Here is a 14,912-nt window from a genome sequence, read left to right on the forward strand (position 1 = left end):
ACCCGCATCGGCGGCCGGCTGGACAGCAGGAGCCNGCCGCGGGTTCCAGTACAGGCTGTCCTCGGCGTTGCCGATGGTCTCCTGGGCCTGCGAGGCCAGCGACTCCACCCGCCTGCCCCGGTTCCAGAAGTCCGACGTCTCGTGGGAGGTGGGTTCCCGCTCGCCGAGCACGGAGGACAGGTCGGACAGCAGGTCGCGCAGGGCCGAGGCCAGGCTGGCGAGCCCGTACCGCGCGTCGTACAGCCGCAGCGGCGGGAAGACGAGGAGGTTCACCGCGATGCCGACCGCGCACCCCACGACGACGAGCACCACGAGTTCGGCCAGGAGTGCCAGGCGGTCGCCGGAGGCGCCCTGCATGACGAAGACCGAATACGCGAAGAAGGCCGACGTCGCCACCAGGTCCCCCTGGGGTCCCAGCCGGCCCCACTGGCCCAGCGCCAGGGCCGTGAACGCGACCGCGGCGAACGTCCACACGCTCGGGTCGAGCCAGAACCCGAGGACGCCCTGCAGGGAGACGCCGATGCTCGCGGCCAGGGCGAACCGCAGCGAGCGCAGTAGGGACTCGCGGACCGAGATCTGCACCATCACCAGCGCGGCGAACGGGGCGAACGCCGGCGACTGCGCTTGGAGCACGGTGTCGGCGGCGGCCCAGGCGATCGTGGCGGCCGCCGTCCCCTTGAGGATGAACAGCGTCCGGTCCCGCTCCGGGCCCGCATAGTCCCGGGCGCGCCGCAGCATCTCCATGAACCGGTGCCAGGGTCCTTTGACCGGCGCCTCGGCGTCTCCATGGGCCGCTCCCCCATGCGTCATCGCCCTCACCTCCCCCGCTCGAACCACGAACCGCCCCGTCCGACTACCCCCACTACACCGCCCGCTCCCCCGAAAAGGGTGCCGAACTCGCCAGGAAGGACGGACTTTCCGAGACCGGCGTCCGAGCATGCCCGCCAGAGGCCGCCCGGCGGGGCTCTCGCCGTCGCGCGCCCCGCCCCTCTCACTCGGTCAGGCCACGCGGTCGGGCGCCCCGCCGGCGATGGCGTGTGCGGTCTCCATCGGGTGGGTCAACTGCGGGTGGTGGCCGGCCCCGGCGATGACGGAGACGTCGGCCTGGGGAAGCCCGTCCAGGAGCGCCATTGCCTCCACGGTCAGTGGATCGTCGGATCCGACGATGACGTGCACCTTTCCCGGGTAGCGCGCCAACGCCCCCTGCAGTTCCGCTCGCCGCCCTGGCTCGGCGCTCTCGGCCAGGAGGCGGGCCGCGGTGCCCGCCACATCACCGCGGCGCAGGTCGGCGACGCTCGCCTCCAGGACTTCGGCGTGCGCGGCGTCCCCGGTGAGCCGCTGCGCCAGCGCCCCCGCATCGACGTTCCTCAGATAGCGGCGCACCAGCGGTTTCCACCCGGCGGAGGGCGGTGCCGGCGCCTGGAGGAAGAAGGGTGCCACGAGCGTGATCCGGTCCACCGGGTCGGGGTGGGCCGCGGCGGCCTCCACGGCGGCCGCCGCACCGATCGAGTGCCCCACCAGGTGCCGGGCGCCCGCCTCGGCCACGAGCGCGCTCGACCACTTCGGCCAGTCGCCGGGCCCTCCCCCGCTCATGCCCAGACCGGGAAGGTCCACGACGCGGGCGCCCACCGCCTCGCTCACAGGGGCCCACGTGTCGGCGTTCACCGGCAGCCCCGGCAGGAGCACGGTGGAGGCCTCCGCTTCGCCGATCTGGAACGTCCGGACCCCGCCGAGGCGGGTGAACCACCGTTCGCCGGCGGGCGCTTCCCCGAACCGGTGGGCGGCTAGGTGGTCGGCCCAGCGCAGGACCGAATCGGCCGTGTCCGGCATGGCCAGGCCGTGGCGCGCGGCGAACTCGACCGCCGGTGCCGTCGGGTAGCGGTCGCTGGAGAGGAAGGTGAGGGTCTCCGGGTCGGCCTTGGTGAGACGCCGGGGCAGCAGCTTCAGCAGGGGCGCCGGGACACGGGCGCGGGGAGGCTTCGCCCCATAGTGCCGAGCGACCAGCGCGAGCAGGTCGGGGAGTGCGGGCGTGCGGTCGTCCAGGACCCAGTAGGAGGCGCGCTCCGTGGAGGCGTCCGAAGGGAGCAGCGCCGTGAACCGGGCGAAGTGGTCGGCCGTGACCACGGGTACGAACGTCGCCGACGTGCCGGGCAGGGCCGCCAGAGTGCCCTGCCAGACGTCCCGCACGCTCGAGGCGAGGCCCAGGTACTGGTCGGACTCGCCGGTGGTGCTGTCCCCGATCACCGTGGAGGGGTTGACGATGGTCCAGGGGACGCCCAGGGCGTCCGCCTCGGCCTGGAGCACGGCGTCCGCCTCGACCTTGGAGGCCTCGTAGGCGCCCAGCGCCGAGTAGGTGCGCCGCCTGTGCTCATCGCTCCACGGCACCGACGCCGGATCCTGCCCGCCTACCCGGTATCCGGAGACGTGCACCAGGCGGCGCAGGCGCGGGGCGCGTGCCGCAAGTGCGACGATCGCGCGGACACTGTCCACGTTGGCCCTGCGCGCCTCTTCGGGCCGCATCCCGAACCGGTAGGCACCGGCGCAGTTGTAGATCTCGGTGACGCTCTCCCATCCGGCCGTATCGCCCTGGACCAACGCCCCCTCCGCCGCGAAGTCGACGCGGACGTCGGCGGGGGCCGGNAGTGGGCCAGCCGCCGGTACGACGCCCGGCTCCGGCCGGCCGCGCTGACCCGCACGCCCTCCCGGCCGAGCGCGAGGATCAGGTGTCGCCCGAGGAAGCCGGTGGCTCCGAACACCAGGGCGTGCCGCTCCGCCGGCCTCATGCGGGGTCCCCCGCCATCGCAGGGGCGTCCTGATCGTCGTGGTCCTCCCGGTCCAGCAGCACCGCGAGCGTGCGGGCCGCACACCGCATCGGCTCCACCGACCGCTGGGCGCGCGAGACGATCATCGCCCCCTCGACCATGCTGACGGCGCTGGTCGCCAGTGTGACCGCTGTGGAGCGGGGACGGCCGTGCGCGGCGAGGTACTCGGCCACCGGCTCGATCCAGGAGTCGAAGGCGGTGGCGCAAGCGCCCCGCAGGCGGTCGCTCTGCGCCGCCGTCTCCAGGGTGACCACCGAGACCGGGCATCCAAACAGGAAGTCGCCGTCCTCGAGGAGCCCGGCCAGGACGTCGACCACGCGGGCGACCACCTCCCCCGGAGTCTGCGCTTCCAGGGCCGCGTCGGCCACCAGGGAACGGAACCGGTCGGCCGCCAGCTCGACCGCCTTCTCGCCGAGCGCCTCCTTGCCTTCGGGGAAGTGGAAGTACAGCGACCCCTTCGGAGCGCCTGCGTACTCCACCACGGTGTTGAGGCCCGTGCCGCTGTAGCCGCGGGTCTGGATCAGTTCGAGCATCGACTCCACCAGCCGCGCGCTGGTCTGGGCACCTTTGGTTCCGGTCATGGCTAAAAAATAGACCGGTCTATATATTTTTGCAAGCACGGGTCCCCGGTGCGCATCGCCAGGACACGGGCCTCCCGTCGATGGACTCTCCGCCCCGGAACGAGGAGGACCGACCCTCAGGACCTCCTCCGGCGCACCCGTGGATCCACCCGAGCCGGCCGGCACCCGCCGACTGGGGACCGGTGGTGCGCCGCCCCCTCGCTCCAAAGCCCTGCCTACGCGCGCCGGACCTCGTCACCGAGTACTCGGAATCCCCAGGAGGGGCCTCCCCCTGCCCGAACGATGGCACCCGCACACCGGCCTCGCCCAGTGAGCCGCAGCCTCCACCGGCTCCCGGCCGCCCTCGCGGCGGCCACCCGAGGGTGCCGTGCCCCCTCAGGGCGGGGTGCGATTGACTTCGGGGCATGCCTGACGAGCGAACCCTCTACCTCATCGTCTCCGGGGCCACCGTCACCGACGAGGAACCCGTCGTCGACCTGGTCGGCATGCTCCACGAGCGCGGATGGAAGATGACGGTCCTGTCCACGCCCACGGGGCACCGCTTCCACGACACCGAGCGGATCGCCGCCATCACCGGCGAGGAGGTGCGCGTCGACTTCCGCCTGCCCGGCACCGGAAAGAGCCTGCCGCCGCCCGACGCGGTCCTGGCCTGCCCGCTCTCCTTCAACTCCACGAACAAGCTGGCCACAGGAATCACCGACAACTTCGCGGTCGCGCTGATGTGCGAGATGCTCGGCCACCGGGTCCCCACAGTGATCGTCCCCAAGGCCGGAGCCCCACTGGCGGCACACCCGGCCTACGAACAGCACCTGCGGTTCCTGGCCGGCCTGCCGCCCGTGACGACCCTCAAGGCCCCTGAGAGCGGCATCCCGTCATGGCAGACGGTCGTCGACACCGTGGAATCCGCCGCGACCGCCTAGCGCACGAGCCGAACGAGAACGCAACGACCAGTCCCGCCTCCGCCATCACCAAGAGGCTTCACAAAGGGTGGGCGCAACAGGGCTCGAACCTGTGACCTTCCGGTTGTAAGCCGGATGCTCTGACCAACTGAGCTATGCGCCCTGAAAACGGTGTTCGACCGCTTGAAATGGTACCGGGTCGTGCCGTGTCCTCGGGCGGGGGCGGGCGGGGCGTGCGTCCCTGTGGGGCAGGGGCGCACGCCCGGGCGCTGGGCGGGCTCAGCTGAGCTCGGCCAGGGCCTTGCGGTAGTCCTCGATGTCACGGGCCTGGGAGATCGGGTTGACGACCTTCCAGCGCACCACGCCCTCCTTGTCGATCAGGAAGGTGCCGCGCACCGCAACGCCCTTGTCCTCGTCGAACACGCCGTAGGCCTTGGCGACCTCGCCGTGCGGCCAGAAGTCCGACAGCAGCGGGTACTCCAGGTTCTCCTGGTCGGCCCATGCCCGGTGGGCGAACATCGAGTCCACCGACACGCTGAGCAGCTGGACGTCCTCGCCCTGGAAGTCGGAGATGTTGTCGCGCAGCGAGCAGAGCTCCCCTTCGCAGACGCCCGAGAACGCGAGCGGGTAGAAGACCAGGACCACGTTCTTGCGGCCCTTGAAGTCGGACAGCTTGACCGTCTGCCCGTGCTGGTCCGAGAGCTCGAAGTCGGGAGCCTGCTGCCCCGTCTCGATGGACATGCGCATACCTTCCTAGGTGGCCGGTTCGGCGGCGGGGCGCCGACGGTCCGGCTCGGACCGGGCGCCCCGCGCGGCCAAGCCTAGGGCAGGTGGAAGGCGTCCGGCACTGCGGCCGTGACCGTCCGGGCACGACCCTCGCGGCGGCCTCTCAGTGCTTCACCTTCGGCGTCACCAGCCGGGTCCCCGACCAGTCGGCACCTGCGCTCACGGCGCTGGTCTGCGACAGGCCCGCCGTGGACGCCGCCTCCGCGACGTCGTTCGGCGGAACGTGCCCGTCGCGCCCGGCCTTGGGCGTCAGCACGAGGATGACCCCGCCCCCCTCGACCGAGCCGAGGACGTCCACCAGGACGTCGGTCAGGTCGTCCTCCTCGTCGCTGCGCCACCACAGCAGCGCGGCGTCGACGATGGCGTCGTCGTCCTCGTCGACCAGCTGCTCGCCGGTGATCTCAACGATCGACGCGCGCAGCTGCTCGTCCACGTCGTCGTCGTAGCCGAACTCCTGCACCACCTGACCCGGCTTGAACCCGAGTCGGTCGGCCAGGCTACGGTCGCTTTGCGCCTGGCCCGCGGTCGCGCTCACGAAAGTCCTCCTCCAGAATCATTTTCTGCCGGCCCGCCCATGGGCCGCCCCCGCTCCGTCGCGGTGTCTGCGGCCGGGTCGTACCCGCCTTTTGCTGGCTAAGTTCACACGCTGGGGCCCTCATCCGTCAACGCGTGCCCTGATGCCGGTGGCACTTACCATCCTGCTCACTCGCCCGGGCCCGTCAAGAAGGAGAGCCGCACCGTGCGTCGCGGGTTGTCCACGTTGAGGTCGACGACCGCCACCGACTGCCACGTCCCCAGCGCCGGACGCCCGTCCAGCACCGGGAGCGTGGCGTAGGGCGCGATCATCGCCGGCATCACGTGCGAGCGCCCGTGCCCGGGCGACCCGTGCCGGTGCCGCCACCGGTCGTCGGCCGGCAGCAGGTCCCGCAGGGCCGCCAGCAGGTCGTCGTCGGAACCGGCACCCAGCTCCATCACCGTCACCCCGGCCGTCGCGTGCGGCACGAAGACGTTCAACAGCCCGTCCCCACCGGCCTCGGAGGTGAAGGAGACGCACTCTCGGGTGATGTCGAAGACCCCTTCGGAGTCCCCGGTGCGCAGCTCCACTGTTCTTGTCCGCATGCGGCAACGGTTACCCACCCGAGCGGCGTGTCGAACCACTTCAGGGGCGATTCGACCGTATCCGTCCGGCACCGCCGCCCGGCCCGTCCCGGTTCGGGACCGGTGGCCAGGGTGACTACCGCACCGCGGGCGCGCCATACTCGGCACCGGAGCCGCAGGCGCCCCGGACCACCGGTCACGGGACGGCGCGGCGGCGAGGACGAGGATGAGAGGTGGACGTGGGAGCCGACCTTCGGCTGGGCCCGGTGCTGCGGAAGACGACGCCGACGACGGCGACGGTGTGGGTGGAGACCGGGGCCCCCGCCGAGGTCGCGGTCGCCGCGGGCGCGGCACGGGCGCGGGCCCGCACGTTCACGGTGCACGGCCACCACTACGCCCTGTGCGAACTCCGGGGCCTGGAGCCGGGGTCGTCGACGCCCTACACCGTGGAGGTGGACGGGGCGCGTGTGTGGCCCGACCCGGCCTCGGAGCACCCGCCCAGCCGGGTGACCACCCCGTCGCGGGACCGGGAGGCACAGGTGCGGCTGGCGTTCGGCTCCTGCCGCACCCCGATCGACCACTCCCCCGGGGCGGTGCGCCGCTACGGCGGCGACATGCTGCGCGCCTACGCGCGCCGACTGGCGCGGCTGCGCCGGGAGGCGGGCGAGGGCAGCGTCGCCGCCCCGGACGGCGCACCGTCGCCCCTCGAACCGACGGCGCTGCTGCTGATCGGGGACCAGGTCTACGCCGACGAGCTCCAGCCCGGGATGAAGGACTTCCTGGCGCGCGAGCGCGCGCGGGCCGAGGGGGAGCGGGCGCAGGCGCACGCCGAGGCCAGGCCGCCCGGGGACGAGGTGGTCTTCTACGACGAGTACGCCGAGCTGTACCGCCGCTCGTGGACCGACCCGGACGTGCGCTGGCTGCTGTCGACCGTGCCCACGCTGATGCTCTTCGACGACCACGACGTGCGGGACGACTGGAACACCTCGGGCGCCTGGCGGGAGGAGATGGACGCCTCGCCCTGGTGGCGGCACCGGATCGTGTCGGGGCTGGGCACGTACTGGGTCTACCAGCACCTGGGCAACCTGACCGGGGAGGAGCGGGAGGCGGACCCGCTCTTCACGGAGGTCCTCAGGACGGGGGACGGCACGGACGCCGCGGACACCGCCAACGGCACGGACGCCGCGGGTGACGCCGGCGGGGCGCTGGACGCCGCGGCGCTGGACTGGCACCGGCGGCCGCAGGGCAAGGTGTGGAGCCACGGGCACGAGATCGGCCCTGCGCGCCTGCTCATGGTCGACACGCGGGCCGGGCGGGACGTGGCCGACGACCGCCGCAGGGACATCCTGGGCGCTCCCGGGGCGGCGTGGCTCGACGAGCGCCTGACCGGGGACACCGACCACCTGCTGATCGCCTCGACCCTGCCCTTCCTCCTGCCCAAGGCGGTGCACCGCCTGGAGGCCTGGAACGAGGCGCTGGCCTCCGGCGCGTGGGGCGACCGCTTCCGCGCACCGGCCGAGCGGCTGCGCCGCGCGCTGGACCTGGAGCACTGGCCGGCGTTCGGGCGGTCCTTCGAGGCGGTGTCCCGCGCGCTCCTGGAGGTGGCCTCCGGCGGGCGCGGGGCCGCGCCCGCCACCGCCCTATTCCTCTCCGGGGACGTCCACTTCTCCTATCTGGCCCGCGCTCGGCCTTCCCACCGGGCGGTCGGACGGCGCGCCGCCGAGGGCGGTGGGACGCGCATCGCCCAACTGGTGTCGTCGCCCCTGTGCAACCGTCTGCCTCCGAAGATGCGGAGCGCGGCGCGGCTGGCCGCGGGCGCCTCCACGGCGGCGGCGGGCGCGGTCATGGCCCGGTCGGCCGGGGTGCGCCCTCCGCTGCTGGAGTGGGGCCTGGACGAGGGGCCGTGGTTCGAGAACGCCATCGCCGAGCTGGTCCTCCAGGGACGCCGGGCCGAGGTGGCGTGGCTCCGGGGCGGCGGCGGGGACTCCGGCGGCCTGAGCGTCGACGAGGGCACCTCCCACGAGCTCTAGCCGCGCCCTCCCCGGCCCCGGGACGGCACCTCGGCCTCGGGACCGCGGGTCAGGGCACCTGGTAGTCGGCGTCCCGTGCGTCGGTGACGGCCATGTGGCCGGGGGCGTGGCCGATGGCGAACTCGGGGGCGGAGGCGGTGACGGCGGCCTGCGGGGTGACCCCGCAGGCCCAGAACACGGGCACCTCTCCCGGGCGGACCTCTACCGGGTCGCCGTAGTCGGGGCGGGACAGGTCGGCGATGCCGAGCCCTGCCGGGTCGCCGACGTGCACCGGGGCGCCGTGCACCGCCGGGTAGCGGGAGGTGATCCGCACCGCGTCGGCCACCCGGTCGGCGGGGATCGGGCGCATGGAGACCACGAGCGGCCCGGACAGCCGTCCGGCGGGCCGGCAGGGGCGCGAGGTGCGGTACATGGCGGCGTTGGTCCCGGCCTCGATGTGCCGGACGGGGATCCCGGCGTCCAGCAGCGGCCCCTCGAAGGTGAAGCTGCACCCGATGAGGAAGGACACCAGGTCCGGCCTCCAGTGGGCGGACACGTCGGTGGTCTCGGAGACCGGCCGTCCGTGCTCGTAGACCCGGTAGGCGGGCAGGTCCGTGCGCAGGTCCCCGTCGAAGAGGGGCGCACGGACGTCGCCGTCCTCGGCGACGTCGAGCACCGGGCAGGCCTTGGGGTTGCGCTGGGCGAACAGCAGGAACTCGAAGGCCCAGGCGCGGGGCAGCGCGATGAGGTTGGCCTGGGCGTACCCGGCACTGACACCGGACGTGGGCACCTGGAGCCCGGCCCGGAACAGCGCGCGGGCCTGCGCGGGCGCGAGCCCCGAAGGGTCCTCGGGAAGGGTGGGCGTAGGCGTCGACATGCTCTCTCCTCCTGTCGTATTCGTGCCCGCCGTCCGGGACGAAGGGCGCCGGCGGGGTCGGCGAAACGCGGTTCCAGAAGTGGAGGGGCTGCGACGCCCCTGCCCCGCAGGGGGCGGACCGTCGGACCGGGGCCGTCGGGGCGGCGTATCCTCCCGTCCCCATCGGTACCGAGCGCTTCACCGGGCGGGGCGAAGGGGACGGATGGAGGGGCCGACCGCAGCACGCCCGTTCGCCCGCGCCCCGCAGGTCCGGCCGTTCGGCCGCCCGGGTCCGGTCTCGGAGGCGAGCGGGTCCGTCGAGGTCGGGGAACCACCACGTGGTGCACGACCGGGCCGTGTACCCACCGCTCCGTCTCCGCTCGCGTCCGCCGGCGTGGCGGCGCTGCCCGGCCGCCGCAGCCAGGACCCCGAGGGGCCCACCGGCCCGAGGGGCCCACCGGCCGATGGCGGCCTCCCGCCCGGCGAGCAGGCACCCGGCGCCCGCCCCGAACGGCCTCCGCCCCCGTCACACGGAAACGGCGGTGAACACCAGCCTCGTCCCCGGGCGGGCCTGGGCCGCGCGGGGGAGGTCGGCGGCGCGCACCACGGCGATCACCGGGTAGCCGCCCGTCACCGGGTGGTCGGCCAGGAACAGCACCGGCTCGCCGTCCGGCGGCACCTGGAGGGACCCGGCGACCATCCCCTCCGTCGGCAGCTCCCCCTCCACCGCGCGGGGCAGCGGCGGCCCGGCCAGGCGCATGCCCACCCGGTCGCTGCGGCCGGTCACCTCGAACTCCGCGTCCAGCAGGGACTCCACCGCCTCGGGGGCGAACCAGTCGTCGCGCGGGCCGAGCACCGCGCCCAGCTCCACCCGGTCCCCGCCCACCCGCGGCCCGGGGGCGGCGTCCAGCACCGGGAAGGCGCGCGGGGGCGTCCCCACCGGCAGCACGTCGCCCGCCCGCAGCGGCGCCGGCCCCAGCCCCGACAGCAGGTCGGTGCTGCGCGAGCCGAGCACAGGGGGCACGTCCACGCCGCCGCGCACCGCGACGTAGGTGCGCAGCCCGCGCTCGGGCGCCCCCAGGTGCAACTCCTCGCCGTCGCGCAGGAGCAGCACCTCGGCGCACGCGGCGCCGCGTCCGCCCGCCCGCACCGGGCACGGGGCGCCGGTCACCGCCGCCCACACCCGTCCGCGGGCGCGCAGCACCAGCCCGCCCATGGTCGCCTCCAGCGCCGCCGCACCCTCCGGGTTGGCCACCAGCCGGTTGGCCAGGGCGTAGGACGCGGCGTCCGCGGCCCCCGACGTCCCCACGCCCAACGCGGCGTGGCCGTGCCGCCCGGCGTCCTGCACGGTCGCCAGCGGCCCGGGCGCGAGCACCTCCAGTGCCCCCTGCGCCACCTCTCGTCCCCCCTCGCTCTCGTCCGCCCCGGTCCCCCGGCGGCGGTTCACACCTCGCGGAACCGCACCCGGGTGCCGGGCACCAGCAGGCCGGGCGGGTCCCGGTCCAGGTCCCACACCACCGCGTCGGTGCGCCCCAGCAGCCGCCACCCGCCCGGGGAGCTGCGCGGGTACACCCCGCCGAAGCCCCCCGCCAGCGCCACGGACCCGGCGGGCACCCGGGTGCGGGACTCGCCGCGGCGCGGCACGTCCAGCCGGCGGTCGTCGCCGACCAGGTAGCCGAAGCCGGGGGCGAACCCGCCGAAGGCCACGGTCCAGTGGGCGCCGGTGTGCGCCTCGACCACCCCGCGCTCGGTCAGCCCGGTGAGCTCGGCGACCTCGCCCAGGTCCGCGCCGTCGTACTGGACCTCGATCTCCACCTCGCCGCCGCGCGGCAGCGCCCCCGGGCGCGGGCGGAGCCGGGCGGCGGCCGCGGCCACGGCGCGCGCCCCGCCCGGGGCGCCCGGGTCGACCTTGAGCAGCACGGTGCGGGCGGCCGGGACGGTCTCGGTCACCCCGGGCACGGGGTCCTCGGCGAGCGCGGCCTGCAGGGCCAGCGCCTCGCCGAGGTCGGCGACCTCCACCAGGACCCCGGAGTCGCCGCAGTTCAGCACGCGCACGGCCGCTCCCCCGCGTCCTTCGCGGCGGCCGCTCCGGCGCCGTCACGCATGTCGGCCCCCTTCCCCGCCGGCGCCGTCGGCCCCGGCGAAGGGGGCCAGCTCCACGCCCTCGGCGCGCAGGGCCGCGGCCACGGCCCGGGCCGTCTCCACGGCTCCGGGGCTGTCGCCGTGCACGCACAGCGACTCGGCCTCGACCCGCACCGGGGTGCCGTCGACCGCCGCGATGGGCTCGCCCCGCACGATGCGCACGCACCGCTCGGCGATCTCCCCGGCGTCGTGCAGCACCGCCCCCGGCTCCCGGCGCGGCACCAGGGTGCCCTGGGGGGTGTAGGCGCGGTCGGCGAAGGCCTCCCGCACCGGGCGCAGCCCGGCGCGCTCGGCCGCGCTCAGCCACGCCGAGCCGGGCAGGCCCAGCACGGGCGTCCCCGGGGCGAAGTCGCGCACGGCGGCCGCCACGGCCTGCGCCTGCTCCTCGTGGTGCACGATCGCGTTGTAGAGCGCGCCATGCGGTTTGACGTAGGCGACGCGCCCCCCGCTGGCGCGGGCGATGCCGTCCAGGGCGCCGATCTGGTACAGCACGTCGTTCGCCAGGTCCTCGGGCGCGGCGTCGATGAACCGGCGGCCGAAACCGGCCAGGTCCCGGTAGCCCACCTGGGCCCCGACGGCCGCCCCGGTGCGCACCGCCCCCCGGCAGGCGCCGCGCAGCACGGTCGGGTCACCCGCGTGGAAGCCGCAGGCGACGTTGGCGCTGGTGACGATGGCCAGCAGCGCCTCGTCGTCGCCGAGCTCCCAGCGGCCGAAGCTCTCGCCCAGGTCGGCGTTGAGGTCGATGCGCACGGGCTCGGTCCCCTCCTCGTCTCGTGGTCGTCAGGGTCGGTGCCGCCGCGGCTGTGCGCAAGGCGGCGGCGCGGGGCCGCCCTCAGGCGCCCCACAGGGCGGCGATGCCCGACAGGGCGCTCCACCCCATGTACACGGTCAGCACCCATACCGCGGCCCCCAGGAGCAGCAGCCCGCGCGGGTAGCGGTAGCCGTGCAGCAGGTCGTGCGAGCGGCGCCAGCCCACCCACAGCATCAGCGCCAGCCCCACCGGCAGGATGAGGCCGTTGATGGCGCCGGCCATCACCAGCAGGGTGCCCGGCGCCTGGCCGAGCAGCAGGTAGGCGGCGGCCGACACGGCGATGAAGGCGGCCACCACCCAGGTGGAGCGGCGGCGCAGCGCCGGGGAGAACGCGGTGATGAAGGAGGCCGAGGTGTAGGAGGCGCCGATGACCGAGCTGATCGCCGCGGCCCACATGATCATGCCGAACAGGCGCAGGCCGACCTCGCCGGCGGCGGCCTGGAAGGCGGCGGCGGGCGCGTTGTCGGCGTCGGCGATGGCGGCGCCGCCGGTGACCACGCCCAGCACCGCCAGGAAGAGCAGCACGCGGATGACGCCGGTGACGACGATCCCGGTGACCGAGGCGCGCGAGATGGCGCGCAGGTTCTCCCGGCCGGTGACCCCGGCGTCGATGAGGCGGTGCGCCCCGGCGTAGGTGATGTAGCCGCCGACGGTGCCGCCGATGATGGTGACGATGGCGGTGAACTCCGCCGAACCGAGCGCGCCCGGCGCCACCGCCCCGCGCAGCGCCTCCCCGACCGGCGGGGAGGAGGAGAAGGCGACGTAGAGGGTCAGCGCGATCATCAGCACGCCGAGCACGACGATGATGCGGTCCATGGCCATGCCCGCGCGCTTGCTGAGGAAGATCGCGATGGCGATGAGCGCCGATACCGCCCCGCCGATGCGCACGTCGACGCCGGCGAGCGCGTCCAGGCCCAGGGCGGTGCCGCCGATGTTGCCGATGTTGAAGACCAGGCCGCCGAAGACGATCAGGGCCGCCAGCACGTACCCGGCGCCCGGCAGGACCTTGTTGGCCAGCTCGGGGGCGCGCATGCCGGCCACCCCGATGATCCGCCACAAGTTCAGCTGGACGGCGATGTCGACGACGATCGAGACGAGGATGGCGAAGGCGAAGGCCGCGCCCAACGTCGCGGTGAACTCGGTGGTCTGGGTGATGAATCCGGGGCCGACGGCGCTGGTCGCCATCAGGAACATGGCGCCCAGAAGCACACCGCGCCCGCGGGCGGGGGTGGTCGTGGTGGTGCTCATGCGGACCTCGCTGGTCTGGGATCCCGCTGCGGGGGATGGGGAACACGGGCCACCGCACGGTCGTCATGAGGATTGTTGAACAATTCACCGATCGCGCGGGCGGAGGTCATCGTACCCCCGTCACGCGTTCCAAGCCACACCCCTCCGTGAACGGGGTCACCGCTGGCGCCCGCACGCCCCGCACCGCGGGCCTCGGGCGCGTCCGACAGAATTGGAGGGCGGGGCCGCCCGGGCCGGCCCCGCCGACGGATCGGGCACACGCGGCGACGGAGCGGGGACCAGGGTGACGACGAGCGAGGGGCTGGAGGCGCTGGCCGCACTGCGGGGGGCGCTGGAGCGGTCGAGCACCGCCGAGCGCGTGGCGGACGCGCTGCGCGAGCGGATCATCGACGGCGACCTCGCCCCGGGGGCGCGGTTGTCGGAGGAGGCCCTCGGCCAGGCCCTGGGGGTGTCCCGGAACACCCTGCGCGAGGCGTTCCGGCTGCTGGGCCACGAGCGGCTGCTGGTGCACCGGTTCAACCGCGGCGTGTTCGTCGCCGTGCCCGAGCTGGAGGACGTGGTCGACCTGTACCGGGTGCGGCGCGCCCTGGAACTGGACGCGGTCCGCCGCGCCGACCGGGCCCCGCAGGGCGCGGTGGCGCGGGTGGGGGCCGCCGTGCAGGAGGGCGAGGCGGCCGCCGGGCGCGGCGACTGGTGGGGGGTGGGCACCGCCAACATGCGCTTCCACCAGGCGCTGGCGGCGCTGGCGGACAGCCCCCGGACCGACGAGGTGGTGCGGCGCCTGCTGGCCGAGCTGCGCCTGGTCTTCCACGCGATGGCGGCCCCCCGGGACTTCCACGTCCCCTACGTCGCCCTGAACCGCCGCATCCACCGCCTCTTGGAAGAGGGCCGCCTCCAGGAGGCGGCCGACGAGCTGGCCGACTACTTCGACACGGCCGAACGGCAGCTGGTGGAGGCCTTCTCCGCAGAGCCCGGGTGAGGCAGGGCCCGGACGACGGGGTCTTCCGGGCCGCCGGTCACTCGGGGAGCAGGCGGTCGATGAACTCGCGCACCTGGTGGGCGGTGAGCGATCCGGCCTTCCTCCCGACCTCCACGCCGCCGTTGAAGAGGATGAGGGTCGGCACCCTCTCGACCTTGTAGGCGGGAGGCGTGGCGGTGTCGTGGTCGATGTCCAGCCGGGCGACGGTCAGCCGGTCCGCGTACTCGTCGGCGATCTCGTCCAGGACGGAGGCCATGTACTTGCTCGGCCCGGACCACCGCGCCCAGAAATCGACCAGCACCGGCTCGGCGGCCCCCAGGACCTTCGCCTCGAACCGTTCATCGGTCACATGGACGACCTCGTCCCCCATGACGGCTCCCCTCTGCCGGGTGAAGGGCGCGCGCAGGGCCGCCCCCGGACCGGCCGCGCCACCGGTGCCACCGTTCTCCTACCCGACGGGGCGGCCGCCGACGCACCCGCGGACGCGGTGGGCCGCCCATCACCGGCCCCCGCGCCCGCGGGCCCGGAATCACTCCCAGCCGGCCTCGACCTTCTCCACGCCTCCCCAGCAGTGGCCGCTCAGCAGCGCGTCACTGCCGTGCTGCACCGTCGCGGTGTTGCGCACGTCCGGGTCCCACCAGTCCACACAGGTCACCTGGATCCACGCGGTGCGGGTGAACC

Annotated in this window: 15 protein-coding genes and 1 tRNA gene; 3 read left to right on the forward strand and 13 right to left on the reverse strand. The window is 74.5% G+C overall.

Annotated features, from left to right (window positions below; all coding sequences use genetic code 11):
- The 3 genes from D450_RS30835 to D450_RS0121215 all read right to left on the reverse strand — a co-directional run.
- Nucleotides 1–939: FUSC family protein (locus D450_RS30835; protein WP_449289477.1), on the reverse strand; the 939-nt coding region annotated here is incomplete at its 3' end.
- Nucleotides 940–999: 60 nt separating this feature from the next.
- Complete coding sequence (locus tag D450_RS0121210) at nucleotides 1,000–2,595, reverse strand: alpha/beta fold hydrolase (RefSeq protein WP_017540659.1); 1,596 nt, start codon at nucleotides 2,593–2,595, stop codon at nucleotides 1,000–1,002.
- A gap of 184 nt (nucleotides 2,596–2,779) precedes the next feature.
- Nucleotides 2,780–3,403 carry a TetR/AcrR family transcriptional regulator gene (locus tag D450_RS0121215; RefSeq protein WP_039820768.1) on the reverse strand — a complete coding sequence of 208 codons (624 nt, stop codon included), beginning with the start codon at nucleotides 3,401–3,403 and terminating at the stop codon, nucleotides 2,780–2,782.
- A 404-nt stretch (nucleotides 3,404–3,807) separates the two neighbouring features.
- Here D450_RS0121215 and D450_RS0121220 point away from each other — a divergent pair, with 404 nt between their 5' ends.
- Nucleotides 3,808–4,323, forward strand: coding sequence for a flavoprotein (locus D450_RS0121220; RefSeq protein ID WP_017540661.1), 516 nt, complete (start codon nucleotides 3,808–3,810; stop codon nucleotides 4,321–4,323).
- 68 nt (nucleotides 4,324–4,391) lie between these two features.
- Here the strand turns inward: D450_RS0121220 and D450_RS0121225 are convergent.
- The 4 genes from D450_RS0121225 to D450_RS0121240 form a co-directional block, all read right to left on the reverse strand.
- Nucleotides 4,392–4,465: transfer RNA gene (locus D450_RS0121225), tRNA-Val, on the reverse strand.
- 116 nt (nucleotides 4,466–4,581) lie between these two features.
- Nucleotides 4,582–5,043: a peroxiredoxin gene (locus D450_RS0121230; RefSeq protein WP_026124322.1), complete on the reverse strand. Its 462-nt coding sequence runs from the start codon at nucleotides 5,041–5,043 to the stop codon at nucleotides 4,582–4,584.
- Between the two features lie 148 nt (nucleotides 5,044–5,191).
- Nucleotides 5,192–5,623: a DUF3052 domain-containing protein gene (locus D450_RS0121235; protein WP_017540663.1), complete on the reverse strand. Its 432-nt coding sequence runs from the start codon at nucleotides 5,621–5,623 to the stop codon at nucleotides 5,192–5,194.
- A gap of 167 nt (nucleotides 5,624–5,790) precedes the next feature.
- Nucleotides 5,791–6,207: a YjbQ family protein gene (locus D450_RS0121240; protein ID WP_026124321.1), complete on the reverse strand. Its 417-nt coding sequence runs from the start codon at nucleotides 6,205–6,207 to the stop codon at nucleotides 5,791–5,793.
- A gap of 212 nt (nucleotides 6,208–6,419) precedes the next feature.
- On the opposite strand from D450_RS0121240, the gene D450_RS0121245 reads away from it, so the two are divergent.
- A complete protein-coding gene (locus tag D450_RS0121245; protein ID WP_017540665.1) occupies nucleotides 6,420–8,216 on the forward strand; it encodes a DUF7800 domain-containing protein in 1,797 nt (598 codons plus the stop codon).
- Nucleotides 8,217–8,265: 49 nt separating this feature from the next.
- Here D450_RS0121245 and D450_RS0121250 read toward each other — a convergent pair whose 3' ends face one another.
- The 5 genes from D450_RS0121250 to D450_RS0121270 all read right to left on the reverse strand — a co-directional run bounded on the left by D450_RS0121250 (nucleotide 8,266) and on the right by D450_RS0121270 (nucleotide 13,252).
- A complete protein-coding gene (locus D450_RS0121250) occupies nucleotides 8,266–9,072 on the reverse strand; it encodes a putative hydro-lyase (protein ID WP_017540666.1) in 807 nt (268 codons plus the stop codon).
- A gap of 505 nt (nucleotides 9,073–9,577) precedes the next feature.
- The gene (locus D450_RS0121255; RefSeq protein ID WP_026128686.1) at nucleotides 9,578–10,447 is read right to left on the reverse strand and encodes a 5-oxoprolinase subunit C family protein; all 870 of its coding nucleotides are present in this window, start codon (nucleotides 10,445–10,447) and stop codon (nucleotides 9,578–9,580) included.
- 47 nt (nucleotides 10,448–10,494) lie between these two features.
- Nucleotides 10,495–11,106, reverse strand: a complete 612-nt coding sequence (locus D450_RS0121260) for a 5-oxoprolinase subunit B family protein (RefSeq protein WP_017540668.1) — start codon at nucleotides 11,104–11,106, stop codon at nucleotides 10,495–10,497.
- 42 nt (nucleotides 11,107–11,148) lie between these two features.
- Entirely contained in the window at nucleotides 11,149–11,943 is a 795-nt protein-coding gene (locus D450_RS0121265; protein ID WP_017540669.1) for a LamB/YcsF family protein, read from the reverse strand.
- Between the two features lie 82 nt (nucleotides 11,944–12,025).
- Entirely contained in the window at nucleotides 12,026–13,252 is a 1,227-nt protein-coding gene (locus tag D450_RS0121270) for an NRAMP family divalent metal transporter (RefSeq protein WP_017540670.1), read from the reverse strand.
- Between the two features lie 283 nt (nucleotides 13,253–13,535).
- On the opposite strand from D450_RS0121270, the gene D450_RS0121275 reads away from it, so the two are divergent.
- Nucleotides 13,536–14,231 carry a GntR family transcriptional regulator gene (locus D450_RS0121275; RefSeq protein ID WP_017540671.1) on the forward strand — a complete coding sequence of 232 codons (696 nt, stop codon included), beginning with the start codon at nucleotides 13,536–13,538 and terminating at the stop codon, nucleotides 14,229–14,231.
- A gap of 37 nt (nucleotides 14,232–14,268) precedes the next feature.
- On the opposite strand, the gene D450_RS0121280 is transcribed toward D450_RS0121275, so the two are convergent.
- Nucleotides 14,269–14,601, reverse strand: a complete 333-nt coding sequence (locus D450_RS0121280) for a thioredoxin family protein (RefSeq protein WP_017540672.1) — start codon at nucleotides 14,599–14,601, stop codon at nucleotides 14,269–14,271.
- Nucleotides 14,602–14,912 lie beyond the last annotated feature (311 nt).

It is taken from the genome of Nocardiopsis halophila DSM 44494, from assembly GCF_000341245.1.
GTDB lineage: Bacteria > Actinomycetota > Actinomycetes > Streptosporangiales > Streptosporangiaceae > Nocardiopsis_A > Nocardiopsis_A halophila.

Bases quoted from the DNA above. Each gene is read 5' to 3' on its own strand.
- D450_RS0121270 (WP_017540670.1), bottom strand. From the start codon at position 13,252: ATGAGCACCACCACGACCACCCCCGCCCGCGGGCGCGGTGTGCTTCTG.
- D450_RS0121215 (WP_039820768.1), bottom strand. From the start codon at position 3,403: ATGACCGGAACCAAAGGTGCCCAGACCAGCGCGCGGCTGGTGGAGTCG.
- D450_RS0121280 (WP_017540672.1), bottom strand. From the start codon at position 14,601: ATGGGGGACGAGGTCGTCCATGTGACCGATGAACGGTTCGAGGCGAAG.
- D450_RS0121240 (WP_026124321.1), bottom strand. From the start codon at position 6,207: ATGCGGACAAGAACAGTGGAGCTGCGCACCGGGGACTCCGAAGGGGTC.
- D450_RS0121220 (WP_017540661.1), top strand. From the start codon at position 3,808: ATGCCTGACGAGCGAACCCTCTACCTCATCGTCTCCGGGGCCACCGTC.
- D450_RS0121230 (WP_026124322.1), bottom strand. From the start codon at position 5,043: ATGTCCATCGAGACGGGGCAGCAGGCTCCCGACTTCGAGCTCTCGGAC.
- D450_RS0121250 (WP_017540666.1), bottom strand. From the start codon at position 9,072: ATGTCGACGCCTACGCCCACCCTTCCCGAGGACCCTTCGGGGCTCGCG.